Consider the following 24277-nt stretch of genomic DNA (forward strand, 5'->3'; position numbering starts at 1 on the left):
CCATACTTAATCCGAAAACGGTTAAAAACATCCGGAAAGTTTTCCAAATAGTCAAAAATATACATTCGGTGTGAGATACAAATAAGCTATCTCATCTTTACTATCATGGTGTTCCAATTCAAACTGTATTTTATCTTCGCACGCCAACCAACCAATGACACTGCCCAATTCCGCATCATCGAATCCCATCATTTGCTTTATCTCGGAATATTCCCACCTGCGTTGCTCGTTACTGTTTAGCAAATGCAATACCTTGAGGGCGTTTTCTCCAATAATATGTTTATCCATACTCTTAATTTATTTGACGATTTAAACTTACATACAAATATAACAAATCGTTGACAAATTATTTACCCCCCCCATTTATTAACCTACATTAACATGTTATGCTAAAATATTCAGAAAAGGCACCCTACATCATGCTTTTAAAATCAGCTAAGCCCAAAATATAGAAAACAACCATGCCCCTGTCTCAATCTGACGATTTTATTCGGTTATTCCAACGATATTCCGTAACTTTGCAAGGTTTTTCACAAACACCGCAAACAGGATGAAAATCAGGATTATTATTTGTTTTATCTTTTCTATCTTAGGATTGTTGGCACTCGTTGCGTACTTTTTCCCGGAGGATGGCATTGCCGTAGGCAGTGTGCGGATGCAGTTTCCCTCCCTGGCAGAAGTCCTTCAAACGGAAGAGGAAAAGGAAACACTCCCGACCGACACTGTAGCAACCGATACACTCAGCACAGAAGAACTGCTGCAAATGCGCATGGACGCACTCAAAGCGGAAAAAGAAAGCGAGTTCATGACCTATTGCGAGACGAATGCCGCACGTATTTATATGCCGGGAGACAATATCGATTATTTGGACCCGTTTTTCGACGCACTCGAAGCTGCACGCGAACGCCCCGTCCGCATCATGCACTACGGTGATTCGCAGTTGGAAGGCGACCGCATCTCATCCGTCTTGCGCGAAGCGTTCCAAGAACGGTTTGGTGGAAGCGGCGTGGGATTGGCACCGGCCGTACAAACCGTCCCGACCTACACGTTGTCACAATCCGTATCGCCGGAAGGGCTATCCCGACACATCGTCTATGGGCCCAAGGATATGCGGCTCGAAAGCAAGGCATACGGTGTCATGGGACAAACGGCCACACTTGACAGGCCGGCCACATTCCGGTTTTCCACGCGCGACCGCCAGCATTTTCCGCACGCTTCCCGTTTCAGCCAAATCACACTCCTGACCAGTGCGCCGGTAGAAGCGGCGGTAGTGGCCGGAACCGATACCCTCACCCTGAACGAGACACGGCTCAACGACCAATTTTACTGCTACTCACGTAATTTCAACACTCCCCGCACTACGGTCAGCCTCACGGTCGACGGACAAGCGGACGTGTACGGAGTGATGCTCGACGGGCAAACTGGCGTTTCGCTCGACAACATCCCCATGCGCGGCTGTTCCGGTACGATATTCACTGGCATCCATTCATCTACGCTCTCCCCGTTCTTCGGACGCGAAAACGTCCGGCTCATCATCCTGCAATATGGTGGAAACTCCGTCCCTTACCTGAAAGGAAAAGAGGGCATCGCAGGCTACATGTCCGGGCTGAAACGACAAATCGAATACCTCCGGAAACTGGCACCCGACGCTTGTTTCCTCTTCATCGGCCCGTCGGACATGTCCACTTCGATTGACGGCGAAATGCAGACTTACCCCGTGCTGCCCCGTTTGGTGGAAGCCATGAAAGCCATGGCAGACAGCTGCGGCATAGCATATTGGGACCTTTATGCCGCCATGGGCGGACGCGGCTCCATGATGAAGTGGGTGGATGCCTATCTGGCCGGACCGGACTACGTGCATTTCACTCCCAAAGGTGCACGCCATGTAGGCAACATCCTCTATGAAACGCTCGAATTTTACCATAAGTTTTATCGTTTCCGCACAGGAAAAGACAAACTGAAACTCAGTGCAGACAGTACGGAACTGGTGGTAGATACCACACTGGCCCCGTCCCCGCAGGCAACCGGCACCGACACGGTTCCCCACGATTCACTGAACCCTTAATTTTATCTTCAATATTCCTCCGAAAGACATGAAGAAATACAGGATATTATCCGGACTTTTAGCAGTCTTTGCCCTGTTGGCAGGCTGCCGCGCCCATGAGAGGAAGGACTCCGTACGCCGGGAAGCCGCATTACGCCCTCTTCCCGATTACCCGTTCATCCGATACGAAGACAACACGTTGCAATTCCCATCCGGACGAGCCGACTTCGACACACTCTATCACAAAATGGATAGCTTGCTGTCCACCGGAAAAGGCAAAATAAACATCCTCCACATCGGGGGCAGCCACGTGCAGGCCGGATACCTGAGCCACCGGTTGCGGATGAATTTTTCCACCTTAGGCGATTCGGTAATGACCGCCCGAGGCGTGATATTCCCTTTCCGTATCCTGCGAACGAACGCCCCCCAAAACTACCGTATCGGTTTCACCGGAACATGGGAAAGTTGCCGGTGCACCAAACCCAACGGTACAGATACCCTCGGACTGACCGGAGCCGCAGTCAGCACTGGTGCCCCTTCCGCCAGCCTGACGCTCCGGCTCAATCCGAGCGGTACGTCCGTCTGGCATTTCACACGACTGCGCATACTGGGCTATGCCAACGACACAACGGCATATCCCTACGCCATACATCGCGGAGACACCTTGCTCCCACAGCATGACGCTGCCACGCACAGCTACCTGATACACTACCCCGAAGCCTGTGACACGGCACACATACGCATCCACACCGGAGAGGGAGGACGTTTCACGCTGACGGGCATCTTGCCGGAAAACGACCGGGACGGAATGACTTATCATGCCGTGGGCATTAACGGTGCAGACGTACCGGCCTGGCTGCGTTGCCACCACCTGCCCGGAGACCTGAAACTTATCCGGCCGGACCTTGCTGTTTTCGGCATCGGTATCAACGACGCCAATGTCCCTCCACAAAAATTCGATCCGGAACAGTTCAAAGCGCGTTATCGCGAACTTATCGCCCTGTTCAAATCTGCAAATCCGCATTGCGCCTTGCTTTTCGTGACCAACAACGACTGCCTGCTCAACCTCGGAAGAAGGCACGGCAAGCGCACCAATCCCAACACGGCACGCGTGGCCAAGGCATTCAAAGAACTGGCAGCCGAGACTGGCGGTGCCGTATGGGACCAATACCATATCATGGGCGGTTCGCGCTCTTCCGCCTTGTGGCGCGGCAAGAGGTTGATGCGCCCCGACCGTATACACTTCACCGCCGAAGGATACCACCTCATAGGCGATATGCTCTACAATGCAATCATAACCGACTATTTACAAGCTGATGGAAATTAAAGAAAACCTGCTCGTGCTGTGGCATTACATAGAAAGTGTGTTCTCGTTCGACCCGAACAGTCCGCTGTTGTTCACGCAATTCCAATTTTGGGCCTTTTTTGCCATTGTCTTCGCCGTTTTTGCGCTTTTCCGCAACAAGCGGCTGCTGCGTAACACTTACCTGTTCTTCGTCAGCGTTTTGTTCTACTACAAAACGAGCGGGCTGTTTTTCGGCCTGCTCCTGTTCGTGACGTGCAGCGACTTCATCATCGCCCAACTCATATACCGCGTGCAGAGGCGTTGGCAAAAGCGGGCCTTTCTCATCCTGAGTGTCGCCATCGACCTGTCCATCTTGTGCTACTTCAAGTATGCTTACTTCTTCGCGGACTTGGTGAACACCGTATGCGGCACCTCCTTCCAAGTGACCAACCTGTTGGCTGCCGAGGGCAACCGGTTGCTTGGCCAACCGTTCTTCAGCGTAGACCGCATCATCCTGCCTGTGGGAATCTCCTTCTACACTTTCCAAATCATCAGCTATACGGCCGACGTGTACCGTGGGTTGGTAAAACCGGTACGCAACCTGTTCGATTTCGGTTTTTACGTCGCGTTCTTCCCCCAATTAGTGGCCGGCCCTATCGTGAAAGCCAGCGACTTCATCCCGCAGCTCTACCGCAAGTACTGCCTGAGCCGCCTGCAATTCGGCATGGCCGTGTTCTGGATACTCAACGGCCTGCTCAAGAAAATCATCCTGAGCGACTACCTCGCGGTGAACTTCATCGACCGTGTGTTCGACAACCCCATGCTTTTCTCCGGTTTCGAGAATCTCATGGCCCTCTTTGCCTACAGCCTGCAAGTGTATGCCGATTTTTCGGGCTATACGGACATTGCCATCGGCCTCTCGCTGCTCATGGGATTCTATCTGCCACGTAATTTCAACTCACCGTATAAGGCACCGAATTGCAGCAATTTCTGGAAACGTTGGCACATCTCGTTGTCGCGTTGGTTGCAGAACTACCTGTACATTCCCTTAGGCGGAAACCGCAACGCCACCTTCGGCACGTATTTCTGGATTCTGACCATCACGTTCGTAGCCCTTGTCCTCTCGGGGAATCTTTACGTAGCTGCCGCCGTACTGGTATTGGCAGCCATCGTGGTGACTGTGGGCCTGCGCTGTCCGGACCGCCGCAAAAAGATATGGGCCAACCTGAACTCGATGATCACCATGCTGCTCGGCGGATTATGGCATGGCGCGAGCTGCAACTTCATGATTTGGGGCGGACTAAACGGAGTAGGCATGATTGTCTACAAGTTCTGGAGGGACTTCCGGCCGGTAGTCCGCACGCTCTGGTCGTTGCTCATCTTGTCCGTAACGGGAGCCTTATATGTCTTTGCCCCTGCGCCTATATGGAACCTGCTGCTCGTCTTCATGCTGTTCATCACAGCCAGTGCGATTATCAAATGGTTGTATTCACTGAGCGGCTTGCGATGGCGCTTTGCATGGTTGGGGCACGCATGGGCCGTGGGTGTCACCTTCGTATTCATCACCTTCACGCGCCTGTTCTTCCGTTCGGGTTCCAATCTCGACCCGGCCATTGCCAACGAGACGGCATGGCGCATCGCCACGGAAATGGTAAACCAAATGGGGACGGCATGGAACGCCAATGTGGGCGACATCATCCTGGCCTACGACAAGGTGTTTGCCCTCTTCGCCTTAGGCATGGTCATACATTGGTTGCCCGACAACTGGAAACGCCGTTATCGCATTTGGTTTGCACGCATGCCGTTGCCGTTGATGGCTGTTGCCGTCGTGTTGGCCGTTTTCATCGTCTACCAATTCGTCACAGCAGAAATGCAACCGTTCATCTATTTCCAATTTTAAGAAGAGCGACATCAGCTTCTCCCATCCGTCCGATGCCGTACACAGTTGTGGCCGTACCACTATGCGATACTGTCAAAATGACAATCTAATCCCGGCAAGAATCTTCCATTTGCACCCCGAAACGGAACCATTCGGAAATATACGATTCTCGCCACATGGGGAAAAAACGGTTTGTCACCCATTTAGGGCCTGTTCTTTCAAAAAGCCAAACGGGAAGCCACGGCTTGCGCTTGCGCTTCAACGCGGAGCAAGCCACTCCCCTATTTATATAACGAGTTGACAGTAGAATCCCGTAAGGCAAAGGTAAGAAAATAGAGAAAAAAGAGGCCATATCAGCATCTCTTTTCCACGCTTTCAGGTCTGTTTTCGGCCGACATGAGGAATCCTTTCACATAACATGCGGACAAAAAAAGTGTTTTTTCAGTCGAACGATTTTTCGTTTGACTGAGATTGATGCCCCATTTTACTGAACAAACATGAAAATCAAGCCTGATTTGTAAAAAAATGTATTCAAAACTTCCCTTTGAGCCGCCTAAACGGAGGGGAAAAGAAGATTTGCTTGCCTCATCAAATCCTGTTTTCCTGTCATTTTGAAAGCGGAATACCGGATTTCGCAAACAAAATATCTACGTAGAAATCCAATCGGAACCCCTTCCGGTTGGATACAAAAATTTGCGGCAAACCCATCGTATGCCAATGGAATCTGCCGCAAACCACTATGAAAAAGAATATATCCTTTACCTTACTATCCGCCGAAGTTATCGTACATGATAGATTCCGGATCTACACCGAGACCGTCGAGCATGCCGACCACAGCCTTCGACATCGGGCCGGGACCGCACATGTAATATTCGATATCCTCAGGCGCATCGTGGTCTTTCAGATAAGTCTCATACATCACGTTATGCACAAAGCCCGGAGTGTACTTCACGCCTGCTGCGTCTGCGGCAGGATCCGGACGGTCCAAAGCCAAATGGAAATGGAAATTCGGGAAATCCTTTTCCAATCCTAAGAAATCCTCCAGATAGAACACTTCGTTCAATGCGCGCGCACCATAGAAATAGTGCATCTCGCGGTCGGTCGTATGCAACGTCTTTGTCATGTGCATGATTTGCGCACGCAACGGAGCCATGCCGGCACCACCACCGACCCAAATCATTTCTTTCTTGCTGTCGAAATGCGGATGGAAGTCACCGTAAGGACCACTCATAATCACCTTGTCACCCGGTTTCAGCGTGAAGATGTAAGATGAAGCGATACCCGGGTTCACATCCATGAAACCGCTGCGGTCAGCCTTGAAAGGAGGTGTGGCGATACGTACAGTCAACATGAACACGTCGCCTTCTGCCGGATAGTTGGCCATAGAGTAGGCACGCACGGTCGGTTCCGGATTGACGCACTTCAACGGGAAGAGACCGAACTTCTGCCATGCCGGCAGGTACTCATCACCGATGAGGCTCTTGTCGATATCCTTATCGTAATCCATCGTAAATGCAGGTATCTTGATTTGGGCGTATGAACCGGGGATAAAGTCCATGTGCGCTCCTGCCGGAAGCTGCACCTTGAACTCTTTAATGAAGGTAGCCACATTCTTGTTGCTGATCACCGTACATTCGTACTCCTTCACACCCATTACAGACTCGGGCACCTTAATCTTCAAATCGCCTTTCACCTTGCACTGGCAACCCAAGCGCCAATGGTCTTTGATTTGCTTGCGGGTAAACTGTCCCTTTTCAGAGTCCAGTATTTCACCGCCCCCTTCTACCACCTGGCATTTGCACTGCCCGCAAGAACCTTTACCACCGCAAGCCGAAGACAGGTAAATCCCTTCGGAAGCTAAGGTAGAAAGCAAGCTTCCTCCCTGCGCTACGGAGATAGTCTTGTCGCCATTGATAGTAAGGTTCACGTTTCCGCTCGGAGACAGATATTTCTTAGCCACCAACAAAATAATCACCAACAGGAGTATTGTAACGAGGAATACGCCAATGCTCGCTAAAATAAAATTCATATCCATTGTTCTATTCCTTTCCTTTTAAATACTTAAACCTGAGAAACACATAAAGGCCATGGCCATCAGCCCCACCGTGATGAAGGTGATACCCAATCCCTGCAAGGGCTTGGGCACGTCAGTATAAGCCATCTTCTCGCGGATGGCGGCCAAGGACACAATGGCCAACAGCCAACCGATACCTGAACCCAAAGCGTATGCCAAAGAATCCCATACGCTAGAGATAGCCTGCGTGCTCGTGGCCGGATCCATGGAGATTCTCTGCTGCATGAACAGTGAGGCACCCATGATGGCGCAGTTCACGGCAATCAAAGGGAGGAATATACCCAACGCGGCATAAAGCGAAGGAGAAAAACGTTCCACCACCATCTCTACCAACTGCACGATACCGGCAATCACGGCTATGAAAAGGATAAACGCCAAATAAGTCAAATCCATGCCGAGGACGCCGTCTTCAGCCAATACTTTGGTCTGCAACAGATAGTCCACCGGCACCGTCACACAAAGCACGAAGGTCACGGCAACGCCCAACCCCAATGCAGTCTTTACATTCTTAGATACGGCCAAGTAAGAACACATACCCAAGAAGAAAGCGAAAATCATGTTGTCCACAAAAATAGAACGGACAAACAAACTTAACATATGTTCCATATTCTTTTTTCTTTCTGTTTCTGGTTATGATTCCGATTACTTTTTCTCTTTCCTTTCATTGTAAGCCCGGTGAGCCCAAATGAAACATCCCAAAAGAATCAATGCCATGGCCGGCATGGTCATCATACCATTGTTCATATAGCCCATGTCGTAGAAGCTCTGTGGAATAATCTGAAAGCCCATCAGGGAACCGTTTCCGAAGAACTCACGGACGGCACCGACCAAAACCAACACGTATGCATAGCCCAAACCGTTACCGATACCGTCGAGGAAACTTTCCCACGGACCGTTCATCATGGCAAAAGCCTCCAAACGTCCCATCAGGATACAGTTAGTGATAATCAGGCCGACATACACGGACAACTGTACGCTCACATCATAAGCAAAAGCCTTCAGCACCATACTTACGATGGTTACCAATGCAGCCACGACGACCAACTGGACGATAATGCGGATACGGTTGGGAATCGTCTTACGTATCAAAGATATAATCAGATTGGAAAAAGCCGTAATCACTGTTACCGAAAGCCCCATGACAATGGCCGGCTCCATTTGCGAAGTGACAGCCAAGGCGGAACAGATACCGAGCACCTGAACCGCAATCGGGTTGTTGAGGTTAAGGGGAGACGAGAATACTTCTCCATTCTCTTTAGAAAATAACTTACTCATATCTTACCTCCTTTATTCATTAGTATTTAAAAAAGTCATATAACGTGAAATACAGTCATGAAGCATGTTGTTCACACCGTCCGAAGTCAAGGTAGCACCGGTGATGGCATCGCAACGGCTGTCATCAGAAAGTCCGTTCACGACTTTACCTTTCTTCACCACGCTGATAGCTACGGCGGACTTGTCGTCATTCATCAGCTTCTTGCCCTCGAACTGCTTCTGGAACTTATCGTATTCCGTAATAATGGCACCCAAACCGGCCGTTTCGCCCTTATGGGTAAAATATACGCCGTAAATGGTGTTCTTGTCGGCATTTAAAGCCACATATCCCCAAATCGCATCCCACAAACCTTTACCCGTCACGGGAATGACATATTTGGTTTCTCCGTTCACCTTACATACATACAACGGGAGGTTGCTGTCCGAGATGTTTTTGTCTTCTACGGCAAAACCGTCTGCATCTTTGGAGGTACCGTCTTTCACCACGTTGCCGTCCTTGTCGATGATTTCATCGGCCACTACGACTTCATCGTATGTTTTTTCCACTTCGGTTTTCTCCACATCACGAAGATTCAAAGCGGCCAGAATCTGACTTTTCTTGTCGATACGTACGTTAGCCATTGACTGCGGTTCCAAAGCCTTGGAAACGAAAGCCAACAAGAAAGCCACGATAACGACCACAACACATGAGTATATAATGGTATAAGTATTACCGTCGGTGTTCAGCCCTTTCTTCGCTGGTTTATCCGTTTCTCCGGCCTCCACGATTTCTTCGAACTCAGAAGCGGGAGCCTGACACACCGGGCATTTTTCAGGCGCAGCGTCACCCTCATGGACGTAACCGCACACTTTACATTTGAATTTCTTTGTTGCCATAGTTCCTTTATTATTTTTTAATTGCACGTTTAGCCCGCTTGTCGATATTACTCTGGATGACATAATAGTCGATCAGCGGAGCAAACAAGTTCATCAACAAGATGGCAAGCATCATACCTTCGGGATAACCCGGATTCAACACACGAATAATAACAGCCATGGCACCGATGAGGAAACCGTAAATGTATTTACCGGTCTCAGTGCGTGCCGAAGTCACGGGGTCGGTAGCCATGAACACGGCACCGAAACAGAAGCCGCCCAATACCAGATGCTGGTACCAAGGCATGGCTGCACCGGCATTTCCTTCCGGTCCCCATACATTGAAGACCCATGCCAGAAGCGCACCTCCGGCAAACACGCTGAACATCGTCTTCCAACTGGCAATACCTGTCCACAGAAGAATCACAGCACCGATAGCAATAGCTATCACGCTAGTCTCACCGATAGAACCGGGAATGAAACCGAAAACCTGGTCCCATGAAAAAGCGGGCACAGTCCCTACTGCCGCTTCTCCTAAAGGAGTGGCCATCGTAAACGTATCAGGCAGGTCGTTTCCCAAACCGCAAATGCTTTCCTTGGCCACCCAACAAGCATCGCCACTCATTGCCGTAGGATAGGCAAAGAACAAGAATGCACGGGTAATCAAAGCCACATTGAAAATGTTCATACCCGTACCTCCGAAAATTTCCTTGGCGAAAATGACGGCAAAAGCACAAGCTATCGCAATAATCCACAACGGACAATCAACCGGTACGATCATCGGAACCAAGATACCCGTTACCAAATAACCTTCCTGAATCTCCTCATGCTTCCATTGGGCCACGATGAACTCGATACCCAAACCCACCACGTAGGACACGATGATCTTAGGCAACACGGCCAACAGGCCGAAACCGAACATTTCCCAGAATGTCCCGTCCACTCCGGCGGCCGCATAGTTCTGATACCCAATGTTGTACATACCGAACAACAAAGCCGGTAACAACGCTATAACCACAAAAATCATGATACGCTTGCTGTCTATCGCATCATGTACGTTCACTCCCGACTTCGACGTGGTATTCGGCACGAAGAGAAAAGTCTCGAAACCGTCAAACACAGAACGAAATGCGTGAAGCTTGCCGCCCTCTTCAAAGTTCGGCTTTATCTTATCAAGATATTTTCTTAACGCGTTCATTATCTAAATCATTTAAACCTGTGATGAAATTAATTAAGCCATCTCCTTGCGAAGCATATCCAACCCTTCACGGACGATGCGTTGCACCTCCAGTTTGGAAGAATCCACGAACTCACACAAGGCAAAGTCCTCCGGGGCCACCTCATAGATGCCCAAAGCTTCCATGCGGTCTATGTCGCCGGTGATAATGGCTTTTACCAACTGTTCGGGGAAGATGTCCATCGGGAACACGCGGTCGTATTCGCCCGACATGATCATGTGGCGTTCGCCGCCTTTTACACGAGCATCAAGCGCATACTCTTTCTTGCCCATCAACCAACTCATGTAAGCGCGACTGGAAGAATAGTCGTTCAGTCGAGGCATAATCCAACCGAAAATTTCGTGTACGTCGTCTCCTTCCGGAATCACGTTCACCTCCGTCACGTGAGCACCCAAGAAGCCGTCTGCCGAAGTTTTCACACCGGTCATCACATTGCCGTTTATCACACGCAAGCTCTTGCCCGTCGCCACATTGCCTTCGATTAAAGTGCCCAGTTGCTGTCCTACCGTCATTTTGCAATAGGCCGGCTTCTTCACTTCCGAACCGGCAAATGCAATTACGCGGGTAAAGTCCAAACGTCCCGTATTCAGCAAGTGCCCGATGAAAATCACCTCTTCCGCACCGAGCGTCCAAACGACTTCACCTTTGTTTATAGGAGAAATGTGATTGATTTGCACGCCTACGTTTCCCGCCGGTGCCGGCCCGTCGAAAAAGTTTATTTCCACGTTCTTGGCTGCAGTCAACGCCGTAGCCGTCTGCTTCGAGCTTACGCCCAAGTAAGTTTTCGCCATTTTGGCCAAAGCATCGAGTCCTGCCTGGAAATCAGCCTCACGCCCCCGCAACACATATTCAAAATCGGCTGCAAGCGGCATGGAATTGAAGGCGGAAACAAAGATAGCCTTCGGAGTATCCGTCGGATTTGCCGTCACGTCGTAGGGACGTTGCTTAAAGAAAGCGAACAGACCCGATTCCAAAAGGAGAGCTTTCACTTCCTGAGCCGTCATCTGCCCCGCACTCTTCTTGCCGAAATCCACATACTGCAACTCTGCATCGGCTTCCACGCGAACGCTCAATACTTTGCGACGATCGCCGCGCTCCACCATGGTTACCCGTCCGCTCACGGGAGAGACAAACTTGATTTCAGGATGGTTCTTGTCCACAAACAAAGCATCCCCGACCTTCACCACGTCGTTCTCTTTGACTACTACCTTGGGCTTCATTCCCGTAAAGTCATCCGGCATCAATGCATAGACAGCCGGTTTCTTCACCTGAAAATCCTCCTTGGCAGCTTTGCCCTTGAGATTCACGTCAAGGCCCTTACGTAATTTAATTACATTTGCCATTATTATAGGATTAAATAAACTGGTTTTAATTAAAACGTCGCAAAATTACATTAAAAATATGACAAAGTGAAGGATTCTAAAAAGAAAATAGTAATTTTGTCGTATAAATAAGGGTCATATTAAAAGATTAAGAAAAATATTCAGAGTACTCGCAGGTATAGCCGTGGGCTTCTACCTGTTGTCGGTTGCGCTACTCCACGTTCCGGCCGTGCAAAGAGGTGTCACGTTGCTCATCTCTGGAGCCTTGAAAGATATTTTACACACAGAGCTTTCCATCAGCCGGGTGGATTTGGGATATTTCAACCGTATCATTCTCGATGACGTGGTCATTAAAGACCAAAAGAACAAGGATTTGCTAAAGGCAGCCCGCCTGTCGGCCAAAATAGAATGGGCTTCATTGCTACACGGCAAAATATCCATTTCAAATGTCCAGTTCTACGGATTCGACATCCACCTCTACCAACGTACACAGAAGGAAAAGCCGAACTTCCAGTTTCTCATAGACACTTTCGCGAAAAAAGACAGTCTGCCTTCCAACCCGAACCTCCGCATCAATTCCGTGCTTGTCCGGCGGGGCAAACTGTCGTGGCACCGTTATGACAAGCCTCCTACTCCCGGCCGTTTTAATCCGAACCACATCGTGTTGGACAAAATCAGTGCCACGCTTTCATTGAAAAGTTATACGGCAGATTCCTTGAACCTGAACGTCAAGAAATTTTCCTTTGAAGAACACTCCGGCCTACAGCTTAAACAACTGTCTTTCAAGATTACGGCCAACCGGGAAAAAGCACAGCTCGACCATTTTACCATCGAGCTGCCCCATTCCCGGTTAGCCCTCCGTCCGCTCACTATGGGCTACCGCCATATACAAGAAGGGAACGGAAAAGGACGGTATCAGGATTTCACGTTTCAAGGCAGCATCGAGCAGGGAACATTCTCTTTCGCCGACTTCATTCCCTTTTACCCCAAATCAACTCAAAACCATGTACTTGAAGAGCTTCCACCGTTAGCTGCCGAAGCGCGGTTCAGCGGAAACCTCAAACAAGTCCTGATAGACCAATTCGCACTTTACACTCCCGACCGGAGCATGGTGCTCGAAGCCCCATTGATCATCCGACACCTCGAAAATCCGGCCCAACGAACGATAAAAGCCGACATCCGGAACCTGCAAATCACCCCATCCGGTCTCAAGCAACTGTCTGAATGGACTTCAAACGACAAGATTTCCATTTCACCTTATTTACAGGCTATCGGTAGATTAGAAGTCACAGGCTCCCTGTCCTATCGTCCCCAATATCTCAAAAGCCATCTTAATTTACATACCGATTTAGGTACCCTGGCCTTGTCCGGCTCTTTCGCCAAAGGAAACGAAATCGAGGCGGAAGTGCATACTCCCGGATTCCAGCTCGGCAAGCTAGCAGGACGGGAAGAGCAATTCGGCGAGACGGCCTTCGACTTATCGGGCAAAGGACTTCTGCGCTCCGGTGCCTATCCTGCCCTTTTATTGCAAGGAACCATCGGCCGTTTTTCTTATAACCATTACGACTACCACGACATCACAGTCGACGTAGATTACCGAAAAGGAGGATTCGCCGGCAACGTAAGCATCAATGACCCTCACCTCGCTCTTACTACGAAAGGAGAGTTCAACTTACATTCATCCACGCCTTACATTAAGGCGGAAGCTTCTGTCCGACATTTCGCACCACATGCCCTCGCCCTAACATCCAAGTATGCCGGAACAGTGTTCCAAGGTAACCTGCAAGCTGATTTCCAAGGGCACAACATTGAAAACATGGAAGGACTTATCAGCCTGAACGATTTTTGCATGTCTACATCGGAAGAAAACTATACCCTCGGACCGATATGTTTTAAAGCCACCAATGAACCCGGCAAACGCAACCTCTCGCTGCACAGCGACTTCCTACATGCAGAAATGGAGGGAGATTTCAGGCTCGGCACGTTAATCGCCCACAGCCGGAAACTGCTCCATGCCTATATCCCGTCTTTCGTCAAAACACCCCAACTTAAAAAAGACACTCCGGACGAAGTAGCCTTGTACGTGCACATCGACCACACGGAACCTATTGAAAAGATTTTCGACATCCCTTTGCAAATCCCGAAAGCCGGACACATCAACGGTTATTTCAACAGCCGTACCGAGGAACTGGACTTCAATGCCTCCATCCCGGCGTTCAACTACAACGGGCAGCAATTGGACGACATACGGATTCTGGCCGGCCGTGTCAACGATTCCCTCACCTGCACTCTCGATTTCAAAAAGCAAATCGGCAAAGCTCCCGTAGATTTCAGGTTGTTGGCCCGCGCCGCCCATGACAATGTCTACACAGGACTGAATTGGACCAACCATGCCGAAAAAATCTATCAAGGTTCCATATCGGCAGACACCCGGTTTACCCGAAACGAAGAAAAAAAGATGCTGACTGACATCAAATTCCATCCCTCACAAATCATCGTCAACGACTCGGCTTGGAACGTACACGCATCCAGCGTACATGCCGCGCCGGGCTTAGTCAACATCAATGGATTCACCATCGAACAAAGTGACCGCCACCTGATTCTCAACGGTAACGTATCGGGCAACCCGGGCGATTCATTGACGGTTGACCTGAAAGACATCAATCTGGAATACATTTTCAACATCATCAATTTCCACGCCGTAGATTTTGCCGGACAAGCCACCGGACGGATCTACGCAACCAACTTGATGAAAAGCCCCGAAGTGGATGCCCATCTCCATGTCCGGAACTTCACTTTCAACCAAGCTTATTTGGGCGAAATGAACCTGCACGGCGGTTGGGAGAAGGAGAAAAATGCAATTTTCCTGCACGCACGCATGGCAGACCCGGCCCACAGAAGCATGACCAGTGTAGACGGAGACATCCGAATAGGCGCTGCCCCCAAGGGAGGCCTCGACCTGATGATTCGTACCGAAAACATAGACCTGGCTTTTCTGAACCACTACACAGACGGCATATTCACCGGCTTGCACGGACGAGCTTCGGGATGGACCCGCGTATTCGGCCCGTTCAAAGGTATCAATCTGGAAGGCGACATGCTAGTCAGCGAAGGAGGAATGAAAGTCAACGCAACCGAAGTGGACTACCGCCTCGTCAACGATTCCGTCATCCTGCGCCCGGACAACATTTATTTCCGTAATGCCATGGTTTACGACCGGCAAGGCTCTCCCGGCAAAGACGAACACTATGCCGTAGTCAACGGTGTGCTCCAACATTCCAACCTCTCCCACATGCGTTTCGATTTCGACATCGATGCTTATAACATTCTGGGTTATGACGTCAAGGATTTCGGGGACGAAGTGTTCTGCGGGACAGCATACGCCACCGGAAAAATCGGGTTCAACGGACAGCCGGGCAACCTGAACATCAACATCGATGCCCGCCCCGAAGAAAACACCATGTTCGTCTACAACCTGTCCTCTCCAACGACTTTGACAGACAACCAGTTTATCACCTACAAGACGCATGAGGACAGTATAGAAGGACATTCCCATTCCCCTGGTTTTCCCTCTCTCCCGGAACCGGAATCGGACATGCGCATCAATTTCCGCCTTAACCTGACACCGGAAGCTACCATGAAGATTCTTATGGACCCGAAGGCCGGTGACTACATCGCCCTGAACGGACACGGGAATATCCGTGCCAACTATTATAATAAAGGAGACTTTACGATGTATGGCACGTACACCATAGACCATGGCATTTATAAGCTCTCGTTGCAGGACGTCATCCGCAAGGACTTCATTTTCAACCCCGGCGGCACCATCGTATTCGGCGGTCCGCCCATTCAGGCCGACCTCAACCTGCAAGCCGTCTACACCGTACCCTCCGTATCGCTGAACGACCTGAGCGCACGCTCTACCTTCAGCCAGAACAACGTACGCGTGAACTGCCTGATGAACCTTGGCGGAAAGGCCCAGTCTCCTCAAATCAGTTTCGACTTCGACCTGCCCAACGTCAATGAAGACGAGAAACAGATGGTGCGCAGCCTCATCAGCACGGAAGAAGAAAAAAACATGCAGGTGATTTACCTCCTCGGCATCGGGCGTTTCTACACTTACGATTACAGCAACACGGAACAAAGCCAATCCTCCGTGGCCATGAAGTCATTGTTGTCCTCTACTCTGAGCGGGCAACTCAACCAAATGTTTTCCACGCTGCTCGGCAACAACAGCAACTGGAACATCGGGACAAACCTCAGCACAGGCGAAACGGGATGGAGCGACATGGACGTAGAAGGACTACTCTCCGGACGGCTGCTCAACAACCGCCTGCTCATCAACGGAAATTTCGGTTATCGGGACAACAGCACCAACCCGAACGGTAACTTCATCGGCGACTTCGACCTGCAGTGGCTGTTGACCCCGAGCGGAAACGTAAGCCTGAAGGCATACAGCAAAACCAACGACCGCTACTTCACCAAATCGTCGCTGACCACTCAAGGTGTCGGAATCGGACTGAAACGGGACTTCAACACGTGGCGGGACGTATTTCGGGTATTCATTCCCAAAAAGCGGAGGAAGAACCCGTAAATACCGTTCCTCTCTTTTTCACTCACAACATACTAAAAACAAAGCGTATGGGAAACAAAAAATTTATGCGCAAAGCCATTGAGCTTTCAGTAGAGAACGTAAAAAACGGCGGCGGCCCGTTCGGTGCCGTCATCGTAAAAGGAGATGAAATCGTCGCAACCGGAGTAAACCGGGTGACTGCCCACAACGATCCGACGGCCCATGCGGAAGTCAGCGCAATCCGCGAAGCTTGCCGCCGACTGGGCACCTTCGACCTTAGCGGTTGCGAAATATACACATCTTGCGAGCCTTGCCCGATGTGCCTCGGTGCTATATACTGGGCTCATCTCGACAAAATATACTACGGTAATAATAAGGACGATGCAGCCGATATCGGATTTGACGATTCCTTTATCTACGAAGAACTGGCTCTCCCCCGTCAAGACCGCAAGAAAGCTATGGAAGAACTGCTGCCCGAAGAAGCCATCGCGGCTTTCGACCTATGGCGGAACACGACGGACAAAACAGAGTATTAGCCCTCTGCCATTCCGGATTATCACCATTACGTCGTACCTCTTTAATGAAAAATCCAAAGTCCGTTATAGGTAGCTTTGGATTTTTCATTGTTCATATTTATACAAAAAAAATATTCATAAATTCTTTTCATTAGAGAAAAAATGTTTAATTTTGCCGATGCGATGTAGAACGAAGCGTCGGGACACATCCTCTTTGTGGGAACAAAATTGCATTTACTGCATATTCTTGTCAATGTTGAAACCTGAGAAATTTCAAAAACAAGTCTGATGAGAAAGTGTGGGTGGATGCCTGTGTCATGCGCAGGCTTCCATTCCCGTCTTTCCAGACTTAGGGTTTTCTCAGGACCTCAACATTAGAAAAACGGGATGGAGGCTGCGCTATATTTATATCAAATATTGCCCCCACTTTTAATCCCTTTTTCTCCACCAATCTGCTACGGGCAATAAAATGATGGAATATAAATCAAATCAGCATAGACAAATGGCTACAGTCAAAAACATCCTATCACAAATATTCTTTCCCAAAAGGCAAGAATTATCCTCCCACGAACCGTATTCCGGTTCATGCGGAACTCGTGCTCAATGGAACCTGAATCCTGAAAACGAAGAACTCCGTATCACTGGTACGGGACCACTTTTCGATTTTTTCGGTGAAAAAGAAGTTCCCTGGGAAAGCCATCTGGACCACATCCGAAAAGTGGTCGTCGCCCACGGTATCACTTACATAGGATTCCAGGCCTTCAGTTACTGCACGTCCTTATCAAGCGTAGAACTTCCGGACACACTGACTGGCATAGGACAGCACGCCTTTGCCGATTGCAAAAACCTGACGGAAATAAAGCTCCCCGAAGGACTGTTGCAACTCAAAAGCAATAGTTTTGCGGGCTGTATCTCCCTCGCTTCTGTATCACTGCCCCCCACCGTGGCCTATCTCGGAAATTCCGCATTCGAAGGATGCAACAGTTTTACACGAATCGACATTCCGGACAAAATCGTTCATATCGGCGACCGCGTTTTCGCTGACTGCCATGCGTTGGAACAAATAACCATTCCTCCCTCCGTACATCATTTAGGCAAACACATATTCTCAGGTTGCCGCTCGCTAAAGACCCTAACCGTCCCCTTTCCGGCCTGTGGCACTCCGGCCACCTATTCTAACTTCGGCGAACTCTTCGGTACTACCCCCGACACCGAGATGCGGAAAATAAGCCAGGATAACGAAACGGGAAAGGAAACAAACTATTACCTTCCCCGCAACCTTTCCGTCCTTCGCATATTGGAGGGATGCGAAGTCATTCCGTCCAAATGCCTCATGAATTGCTTTGTGCTGAAAGAACTCCACCTTCCGGCTTCACTTTATATGATGGGCGAAAAAGCCATTTACGGCTGTGCCGGCCTGAAAAACATTTATTGCCAAGCTGCGGAACCGGCCTCTATCCATGCCGACACCTTCGAAAGCATCAGGTTCAACGTTTGCCGGCTCCACGTCCCGCAAGGTTCTACAGAGAAATACAAACAAGACAAGCACTGGAAACCTTTCTCACTGATAGAAGAATAAGGAACAACCTTACAGGTGATGAACCGGAGTTGAATCTGTGTCTATCTTTTTCCTTTCGTCCCAACCCGTAAAAAGAAGAAACAAAGATTATCTTCCATACTTCCGATTTTCAATCAAATAAAAATATAAAAATTAGACCATCATGCAGTTTTTTCCGTTCAGCAAAGTAGCAAGCCTCGCATATTTTCCTTACTTTTGCACGAAATAGGCTGTATTCCGGCAATCTGAAGCCAGCTTCACGGCATTCGGTTTGTCCTGTCTTTGCCTGTAAACAGCAAGAGAAAATGAAAAAGCAAGAACTCTATGACCGTGTCATTGCTTATTTTGAACAAGCAATGCCCGTGGCTGAAACCGAGCTGCACTACCACGACCCGTTCCAACTGTTGGTAGCAGTCATACTTTCCGCCCAATGTACGGACAAACGGGTCAACATGATTACCCCTCCGCTCTTCCGCGACTACCCCACTCCGGAGGCCATGGCCGCCGCCACGCCGGAAACCATTTATGAATACGTCCGTAGCGTGAGTTATCCCAACAACAAAGCCAAGCACCTGGTAGGGATGGCACGCATGTTGGTGGAAAACTACCACAGCGAGGTTCCTTCCGATTTGGACGAGTTGGTCAAACTTCCCGGCGTAGGACGTAAGACGGCCAACGTCATCCAAGCCGTCGTTTTTGAAAAAGCCGCCATGGCCGTAGACACCCATGTGTTCCGCGTGAGCCACCGCATCGGGCTCGTCCCTGCCACCTGCACCACGCCTTACAGCGTGGAAAAACAACTGGTACGTTATTTCCCGGCTCCCATTATCCCCAAAGCCCATCACTGGCTCATCCTGCACGGACGCTATACCTGCACGGCACGTACGCCCAAATGCGAGGCCTGCGGACTGAAAATGATATGCCGGCATTACCTGCGTACCCACGGAGCGGCACGCCCTTCCGCCCAACCGTAAACAACCCGTGGCACGACGAGCGGAAACACCGCGTGAAAACGTAGCCCGTCCTCCGCAAATAAAGGGTCTGCTTTCTTGCAAATATGAGCGGAAAAGTATAATTTTGCAGTGCTGTAAAAGCATCATATTAAAGAAAGAAACGACAGAAAACCTTTAAATAAAGATTTAAAATTATGACTATTGACAATTACAAGTTTGCCGGCAAGAAGGCAATCGTACGTGTGGACTTCAATGTCCCCTTGGATGAGAACGGTAAGATTACAGACGATACCCGTATTCGCGGAGCATTGCCGACGCTGAAGAAAATCCTGGCCGAAGGCGGTGCGCTCATCATCATGAGCCACATGGGCAAGCCGAAAGGCAAAGTGAACCCGAAGTTTTCTTTGAGCCAGATTGTAGACGCCGTTTCAGAGAAATTGGGCGTAGCCGTAAAATTCGCTCCCGATTGCGCCAAGGCCGCTGACGCTGCCGCTGCTTTGAAACCGGGTGAAGTTCTGTTGTTGGAAAACCTCCGCTTCTATCCTGAAGAAGAAGGCAAACCTGTAGGCATCGACAAGGAAGACCCCGCTTACGAAGAGGCCAAGAAAGCCATGAAGGCTTCCCAGAAAGAGTTTGCCAAGACATTGGCTTCATACGCAGACTGCTACGTAAACGACGCGTTCGGAACAGCTCACCGCAAACATGCTTCTACGGCTGTCATCGCCGACTATTTCGATGCCGACAACAAGATGCTCGGCTATCTGATGGAGAAAGAAGTGAACGCTGTAGACAACGTGTTGAGCAACATCAAACGTCCGTTCACGGCCATCATGGGCGGTTCTAAGGTTTCTACCAAAATCGGTATCATCGAAAACCTGATGGACAAGGTGGACAACCTGATTCTGTGCGGCGGTATGACTTATACTTTTGCCAAAGCCCAGGGCGGCAAGATCGGTAACTCCATCTGCGAAGACGACAAATTGCAGTTGGCTCTCGATATCATCGAAAAGGCGAAGGCCAAAGGCGTAAACCTCGTATTGGGTACGGACTGCGTGGCTGCCGACGCTTTTGCCAACGACGCGCACACACAAGTGGTTCCGGCCAACAACATTCCTGAAGGTTGGGAAGGCTTAGACGCAGGTCCGGCTACCCAAAAAGCTTTTGCCGAAGCCATCAAGGGTGCCAAGACGATTCTGTGGAACGGTCCTGCCGGCGTATTCGAATTCGATAACTTCACAGCCGGTTCGCGTGCCATTGCCGAGGCTATTGCCGAAGCTACCAAAAACGGTGCGTTCTCGCTCATCGGCGGTGGTGATTCCGTAGCATGTATCAACAAGTTCGGCATGGCCGACCAGGTTTCTTACATTTCTACGGGCGGTGGTGCCTTGCTCGAAGCCATCGAAGGCAAGATTCTTCCGGGTATCGCAGCCATTAAAGGTTAATCCGTCCCGGCGGACATTCTGAAATACGAAGGGCGACTTGTGCATACGGGTTGCCCTTCTTCATTCCAAAACTCCATGAAGAAGTTAATTCCCCTACTCCTCTTGTTAGGTATCGTGTGCGGATGCCATTCCGGACAGAACGATACGGCTACCTCGCAGACCGAAAAAACGCGTCAAGATTCCTTAGCCCTTAAGGTGGCCTTGATGCCGACCTTGGACTGCCTGCCATTCTACTATGCCCAACGATGCGGACTGTTCAAAGAATTAGGTCTGGACATCCGCCTGCAAACTTTCAATGCCCAAATGGACTGTGATACAGCTTTCGCCCGCAGGCACGTGGACGTGTCCTACACAGACCTGATTCGTGCCGCATGGATGCAAAGCAAAGGTACGGGGTTGTATGTATTCATGCAGGCGGACGGACACCATGAATTGTTGACAGCCAAAAGCAGACGCATACGACAGACCAAACATTTAAAGGAACGGATGGTGGCCATGGCCCGCCACTCGGTGACAGACCTCTTGTTAGACACGGTCATCGGACAGGCACGTCTGGAACCGTCTACGGTCTACCATCCCCAAATCAACGACATCCGGCTCCGGTACGACATGCTGAACAATGCCACGATAGACGCAGCTTTCCTTCCCGAACCGTATGCCACGCAAGCCAAGCTGAAAGGACATAGGAGCATCTACGACAGCCGGAAGCCACACATACGACTCATGGCCTTCATGGTTTCGTCCGACGTTGTGGCCGACAAAAGGAAATCGGAACAAATGCGCTTGCTGCTGCAAGGCTACAACAAAGCCGTGGAACAAATCAACCGTAAGGAACAAACGGACAGCATACGGAACATACTGCTCGGCTACCCAGTGGAACCGGAAACGATAGATTCCCTGAAAATACCGGCTTACCCTCAAGCCCAAAAAGCGGAAAAAGACAACGTGGCCACAGCCCTCAGTTTCCTGACTTACCGACATTTGATTACGCCTGAATATACGGGCGACACGCTCATCCACACACCATTCATCCCTTAAACTTATGGATAGGAAAAGTTTTGAACTTCTTTATCACGATGCTGTAGAGGCTCTCATCTCACGCCACATGCACGATGCCCTGAACTGTATCCGGGGGATTTTGTTCAATACAGAGAATCCGGAACTGAACCGTGAACTGGAATCTGTACAACAGGACTATGGCATGATGCTCACTTTCATGGCGCAGGGCGGCACGGATCCCCAACAAGCCCTCGTCCATCGTAACCTGACCCATCGGACTTTCGCACTACTCGACAAGTCCGCACGGCTCTACCACGTCCGTTACGAAAACGACCTGTATACGGAAACGTTCAATCGCTGTTATACAGAGCAATCCTCCCCATTTGACCAATGGATGGAAACAGCTGATTTATTACGGGATAAATTATCAGAGGACTGCAGAAAGGCCTATACGGAAGAGGCAGAGGAGAACAATTTCTATAATGTGTACGACAAGCTGTTCGAATACATTTGGACCGCTCCTCTTTTCCATGCGTCCGACGCTGAAAAACTGAAAAGTTTCATAGAACGGCAGGAAGCCGATGAACAAGCCTTGCTCATCAGTGCCGTCATGCTGAACATACAACGATATTTCGACCCGCAAAAATATCGCCTGCTGCTTCATTTCTGCCGGACGGAGCATACGAAAGTCCGCGCACGGGCCATGACAGCTGCCGTGTGGACCTACATGCAATACGAAAAACGATTTGTCTACTATCCCGACCTCTCGGACGGACTATCATTGTTAGCGCAAGACGAACGCCTAAAAGGGGAACTCATCCTCCTGCAACAGCAATTCCTGCTCAGCCTGGAAACGGCTAAGGCTGAAAGGAAATTGCAAAATGAAATTTTCCCCGATTTGCTCAGAAGCAGGAACTACCAACGCAATAAAATGGGATTCGAGCAAATGGAGGAAGATTTGGCAAAAGCCTTACGCGGCGAACCGAATGCGGAATGGGAAAAGTTACGGGGCAACAAACAGTTGGCCGACAACATGAAAGCCATCATCGCCATGGGTAAGGAAGGGATAGACATCAACTTGGGTACTTTTTCCTCGCTCAAAGGCTTCTCATTTTTCCAATCCGTCGCACATTGGTTCGCGCCATTCAACAAACGGAGACCTGAAGTGAAAGGCATCTTTCCCCCAAACGTACGGCACAATCCGATACAGATGCTTATGGAAGCCGGCAACTTCTGCGAATCGGACAAATATTCGCTTTGCATGATGCTCAACCAAATAGCCCCTTCGCAACGGGACATGATGATTTCCCAAATCGGATCACAGATAGAAGGCAACGAAGAAGGTCTACGGGATGTAGCCAAGGAAAGCATGAACATCGGCTCTGTCTACCGTAGCTATTTGCAGGACTTGTACCGTTTCTTTAAACTTCATCCGCGTAAGTCACAGTTTGACGACCCGTTCAAGGGAGACCAGTTATTCACCCGTTATACAGTATTGGAAAGTATGCTGAAAACACCGGCTTATTTGCGCGAGACGGCCTCGTTCCTTATGAAAAGGGAATGTTACCAGGATGCCATTGCCTATATGGAAGAAGCGCTCAAACACGAAACGGCAAACGCTGAAATGCTACAAAAGGTGGCCTTTTGCTATCAACATACAGACCGGCCGAGCAAGGCCATATACTATTACCAACAAGCCGACCTGTTGAGCCCGAATAACGAATGGATTCTGAAACAAATGTACTTGTGTTATTCCGCTTTGGGACGCTATGAACAGGAACTCGACTGCCTGAAGAGTCTGGAAGAAATGAACCCGGGCGATACCCGCCTGATTTCGGAAATCGGATTATGCCTGATGCAACTCGGACGCTACGAAGAGGCCGCCCAACGTTTTTATGAATTGGAATACAACGGGGAAAGAGTAGTACCGTCATGGCGGGCCATCGCCTGGTGCAACTTCAAGATGGGACGTCTGGAACAGGCAGACAGGTACTACCGGAAAATACTGCAACAGGACAAGGTGACATGGGAAGATTATCTCAATGCCGGACATACGGCATGGTGCCTGAAGCAAACAACGGAAGCCATCACCCAATACCAAAACTACCTCAGACTCTACCGCAGCAAAAGGAAGGATACGGCACAGCCTTTGCTATCCCCCTTTGATGAAGACCGGAAAGAATTGCTCCTACACGGATTGAACGATTTGGACATCAGCCTGATGCGGGACATTCTCCAACCAGAACCGGAAAGCTGAATGTCAAA

17 protein-coding genes are annotated in these 24277 nt (G+C 49.8%); 10 read left to right on the forward strand and 7 right to left on the reverse strand.

The genetic code is table 11. The annotated features are described in order from the left end of the window. Nucleotides 1–51: 51 nt before the first annotated feature. Complete coding sequence (locus HMPREF9442_RS02920; protein WP_008625173.1) at nucleotides 52–288, reverse strand: winged helix-turn-helix domain-containing protein; 237 nt, start codon at nucleotides 286–288, stop codon at nucleotides 52–54. Between the two features lie 262 nt (nucleotides 289–550). Here HMPREF9442_RS02920 and HMPREF9442_RS02925 point away from each other — a divergent pair, with 262 nt between their 5' ends. From HMPREF9442_RS02925 to HMPREF9442_RS02935, 3 genes are read left to right on the forward strand one after another with little or no spacing between them, the layout of a single operon-like run. Beyond that, nucleotides 551–2065 (forward strand): GDSL-type esterase/lipase family protein, encoded by a 1515-nt coding sequence (locus HMPREF9442_RS02925; protein WP_008625174.1) that lies wholly within the window; start codon nucleotides 551–553, stop codon nucleotides 2063–2065. 28 nt (nucleotides 2066–2093) lie between these two features. After that, nucleotides 2094–3371 carry a GDSL-type esterase/lipase family protein gene (locus HMPREF9442_RS02930; RefSeq protein ID WP_008625175.1) on the forward strand — a complete coding sequence of 426 codons (1278 nt, stop codon included), beginning with the start codon at nucleotides 2094–2096 and terminating at the stop codon, nucleotides 3369–3371. Next, on the forward strand, nucleotides 3361–5229 hold the full coding sequence (locus tag HMPREF9442_RS02935) for an MBOAT family O-acyltransferase (RefSeq protein WP_008625176.1): 1869 nt from the start codon (nucleotides 3361–3363) through the stop codon (nucleotides 5227–5229). The genes HMPREF9442_RS02930 and HMPREF9442_RS02935 overlap by 11 nt, the downstream gene beginning before the upstream one ends. 745 nt (nucleotides 5230–5974) lie before the next feature. Here the strand turns inward: HMPREF9442_RS02935 and nqrF are convergent. Genes nqrF through HMPREF9442_RS02970 form a run of 6 tightly spaced genes read right to left on the reverse strand, consistent with a single transcriptional unit; the run spans nucleotide 5975 to nucleotide 11993 of the window. After that, nucleotides 5975–7243: an NADH:ubiquinone reductase (Na(+)-transporting) subunit F gene (gene nqrF / locus HMPREF9442_RS02945; protein WP_008625179.1), complete on the reverse strand. Its 1269-nt coding sequence runs from the start codon at nucleotides 7241–7243 to the stop codon at nucleotides 5975–5977. Nucleotides 7244–7261: 18 nt separating this feature from the next. Continuing rightward, complete coding sequence (gene nqrE, locus HMPREF9442_RS02950; RefSeq protein ID WP_008625183.1) at nucleotides 7262–7888, reverse strand: NADH:ubiquinone reductase (Na(+)-transporting) subunit E; 627 nt, start codon at nucleotides 7886–7888, stop codon at nucleotides 7262–7264. A 36-nt stretch (nucleotides 7889–7924) separates the two neighbouring features. Further along, on the reverse strand, nucleotides 7925–8557 hold the full coding sequence (locus HMPREF9442_RS02955) for an NADH:ubiquinone reductase (Na(+)-transporting) subunit D (protein ID WP_008625185.1): 633 nt from the start codon (nucleotides 8555–8557) through the stop codon (nucleotides 7925–7927). Between the two features lie 12 nt (nucleotides 8558–8569). Then, nucleotides 8570–9460 carry an NADH:ubiquinone reductase (Na(+)-transporting) subunit C gene (gene nqrC, locus HMPREF9442_RS02960; RefSeq protein ID WP_008625186.1) on the reverse strand — a complete coding sequence of 297 codons (891 nt, stop codon included), beginning with the start codon at nucleotides 9458–9460 and terminating at the stop codon, nucleotides 8570–8572. Beyond that, entirely contained in the window at nucleotides 9444–10610 is a 1167-nt protein-coding gene (locus HMPREF9442_RS02965; RefSeq protein WP_008625188.1) for an NADH:ubiquinone reductase (Na(+)-transporting) subunit B, read from the reverse strand. The genes nqrC and HMPREF9442_RS02965 overlap by 17 nt, the downstream gene beginning before the upstream one ends. Nucleotides 10611–10643: 33 nt before the next feature. Continuing rightward, nucleotides 10644–11993, reverse strand: a complete 1350-nt coding sequence (locus HMPREF9442_RS02970; RefSeq protein ID WP_008625190.1) for a Na(+)-translocating NADH-quinone reductase subunit A — start codon at nucleotides 11991–11993, stop codon at nucleotides 10644–10646. A gap of 244 nt (nucleotides 11994–12237) precedes the next feature. Between HMPREF9442_RS02970 and HMPREF9442_RS02975 the strand changes: the two genes are divergently transcribed. From HMPREF9442_RS02975 to HMPREF9442_RS03005, 7 genes are all read left to right on the forward strand, one after another. Continuing rightward, on the forward strand, nucleotides 12238–16566 hold the full coding sequence (locus HMPREF9442_RS02975) for a translocation/assembly module TamB domain-containing protein (protein WP_253270999.1): 4329 nt from the start codon (nucleotides 12238–12240) through the stop codon (nucleotides 16564–16566). A 47-nt stretch (nucleotides 16567–16613) separates the two neighbouring features. Further along, the gene (locus HMPREF9442_RS02980) at nucleotides 16614–17081 is read left to right on the forward strand and encodes a nucleoside deaminase (RefSeq protein WP_008625193.1); all 468 of its coding nucleotides are present in this window, start codon (nucleotides 16614–16616) and stop codon (nucleotides 17079–17081) included. A gap of 481 nt (nucleotides 17082–17562) precedes the next feature. Next, nucleotides 17563–18639: a leucine-rich repeat domain-containing protein gene (locus HMPREF9442_RS15570; RefSeq protein ID WP_157183520.1), complete on the forward strand. Its 1077-nt coding sequence runs from the start codon at nucleotides 17563–17565 to the stop codon at nucleotides 18637–18639. A gap of 284 nt (nucleotides 18640–18923) precedes the next feature. Then, nucleotides 18924–19592 (forward strand): endonuclease III, encoded by a 669-nt coding sequence (nth, locus tag HMPREF9442_RS02990; protein WP_008625199.1) that lies wholly within the window; start codon nucleotides 18924–18926, stop codon nucleotides 19590–19592. 173 nt (nucleotides 19593–19765) lie between these two features. Then, a complete protein-coding gene (locus HMPREF9442_RS02995) occupies nucleotides 19766–21013 on the forward strand; it encodes a phosphoglycerate kinase (protein WP_008625201.1) in 1248 nt (415 codons plus the stop codon). Between the two features lie 75 nt (nucleotides 21014–21088). Further along, nucleotides 21089–22051, forward strand: coding sequence for an ABC transporter substrate-binding protein (locus HMPREF9442_RS03000; protein ID WP_008625203.1), 963 nt, complete (start codon nucleotides 21089–21091; stop codon nucleotides 22049–22051). 4 nt (nucleotides 22052–22055) lie between these two features. Continuing rightward, nucleotides 22056–24269 (forward strand): tetratricopeptide repeat protein, encoded by a 2214-nt coding sequence (locus HMPREF9442_RS03005; RefSeq protein ID WP_008625209.1) that lies wholly within the window; start codon nucleotides 22056–22058, stop codon nucleotides 24267–24269. Nucleotides 24270–24277 lie beyond the last annotated feature (8 nt).

This window comes from Paraprevotella xylaniphila YIT 11841 (assembly GCF_000205165.1).
GTDB lineage: Bacteria > Bacteroidota > Bacteroidia > Bacteroidales > Bacteroidaceae > Paraprevotella > Paraprevotella xylaniphila.

What these genes read in the sequence shown, in the direction of transcription:
- HMPREF9442_RS02980 (WP_008625193.1), top strand. Translation starts at nt 16,614, where the DNA reads ATGGGAAACAAAAAATTTATGCGCAAAGCCATTGAGCTTTCAGTAGAG.
- HMPREF9442_RS02920 (WP_008625173.1), bottom strand. Translation starts at nt 288, where the DNA reads ATGGATAAACATATTATTGGAGAAAACGCCCTCAAGGTATTGCATTTG.
- HMPREF9442_RS03005 (WP_008625209.1), top strand. Translation starts at nt 22,056, where the DNA reads ATGGATAGGAAAAGTTTTGAACTTCTTTATCACGATGCTGTAGAGGCT.
- HMPREF9442_RS02995 (WP_008625201.1), top strand. Translation starts at nt 19,766, where the DNA reads ATGACTATTGACAATTACAAGTTTGCCGGCAAGAAGGCAATCGTACGT.
- HMPREF9442_RS15570 (WP_157183520.1), top strand. Translation starts at nt 17,563, where the DNA reads ATGGCTACAGTCAAAAACATCCTATCACAAATATTCTTTCCCAAAAGG.
- HMPREF9442_RS03000 (WP_008625203.1), top strand. Translation starts at nt 21,089, where the DNA reads ATGAAGAAGTTAATTCCCCTACTCCTCTTGTTAGGTATCGTGTGCGGA.
- nth (WP_008625199.1), top strand. Translation starts at nt 18,924, where the DNA reads ATGAAAAAGCAAGAACTCTATGACCGTGTCATTGCTTATTTTGAACAA.
- nqrF (WP_008625179.1), bottom strand. Translation starts at nt 7,243, where the DNA reads ATGGATATGAATTTTATTTTAGCGAGCATTGGCGTATTCCTCGTTACA.
- HMPREF9442_RS02935 (WP_008625176.1), top strand. Translation starts at nt 3,361, where the DNA reads ATGGAAATTAAAGAAAACCTGCTCGTGCTGTGGCATTACATAGAAAGT.
- HMPREF9442_RS02955 (WP_008625185.1), bottom strand. Translation starts at nt 8,557, where the DNA reads ATGAGTAAGTTATTTTCTAAAGAGAATGGAGAAGTATTCTCGTCTCCC.
- HMPREF9442_RS02970 (WP_008625190.1), bottom strand. Translation starts at nt 11,993, where the DNA reads ATGGCAAATGTAATTAAATTACGTAAGGGCCTTGACGTGAATCTCAAG.
- HMPREF9442_RS02925 (WP_008625174.1), top strand. Translation starts at nt 551, where the DNA reads ATGAAAATCAGGATTATTATTTGTTTTATCTTTTCTATCTTAGGATTG.
- nqrE (WP_008625183.1), bottom strand. Translation starts at nt 7,888, where the DNA reads ATGGAACATATGTTAAGTTTGTTTGTCCGTTCTATTTTTGTGGACAAC.
- HMPREF9442_RS02965 (WP_008625188.1), bottom strand. Translation starts at nt 10,610, where the DNA reads ATGAACGCGTTAAGAAAATATCTTGATAAGATAAAGCCGAACTTTGAA.
- HMPREF9442_RS02930 (WP_008625175.1), top strand. Translation starts at nt 2,094, where the DNA reads ATGAAGAAATACAGGATATTATCCGGACTTTTAGCAGTCTTTGCCCTG.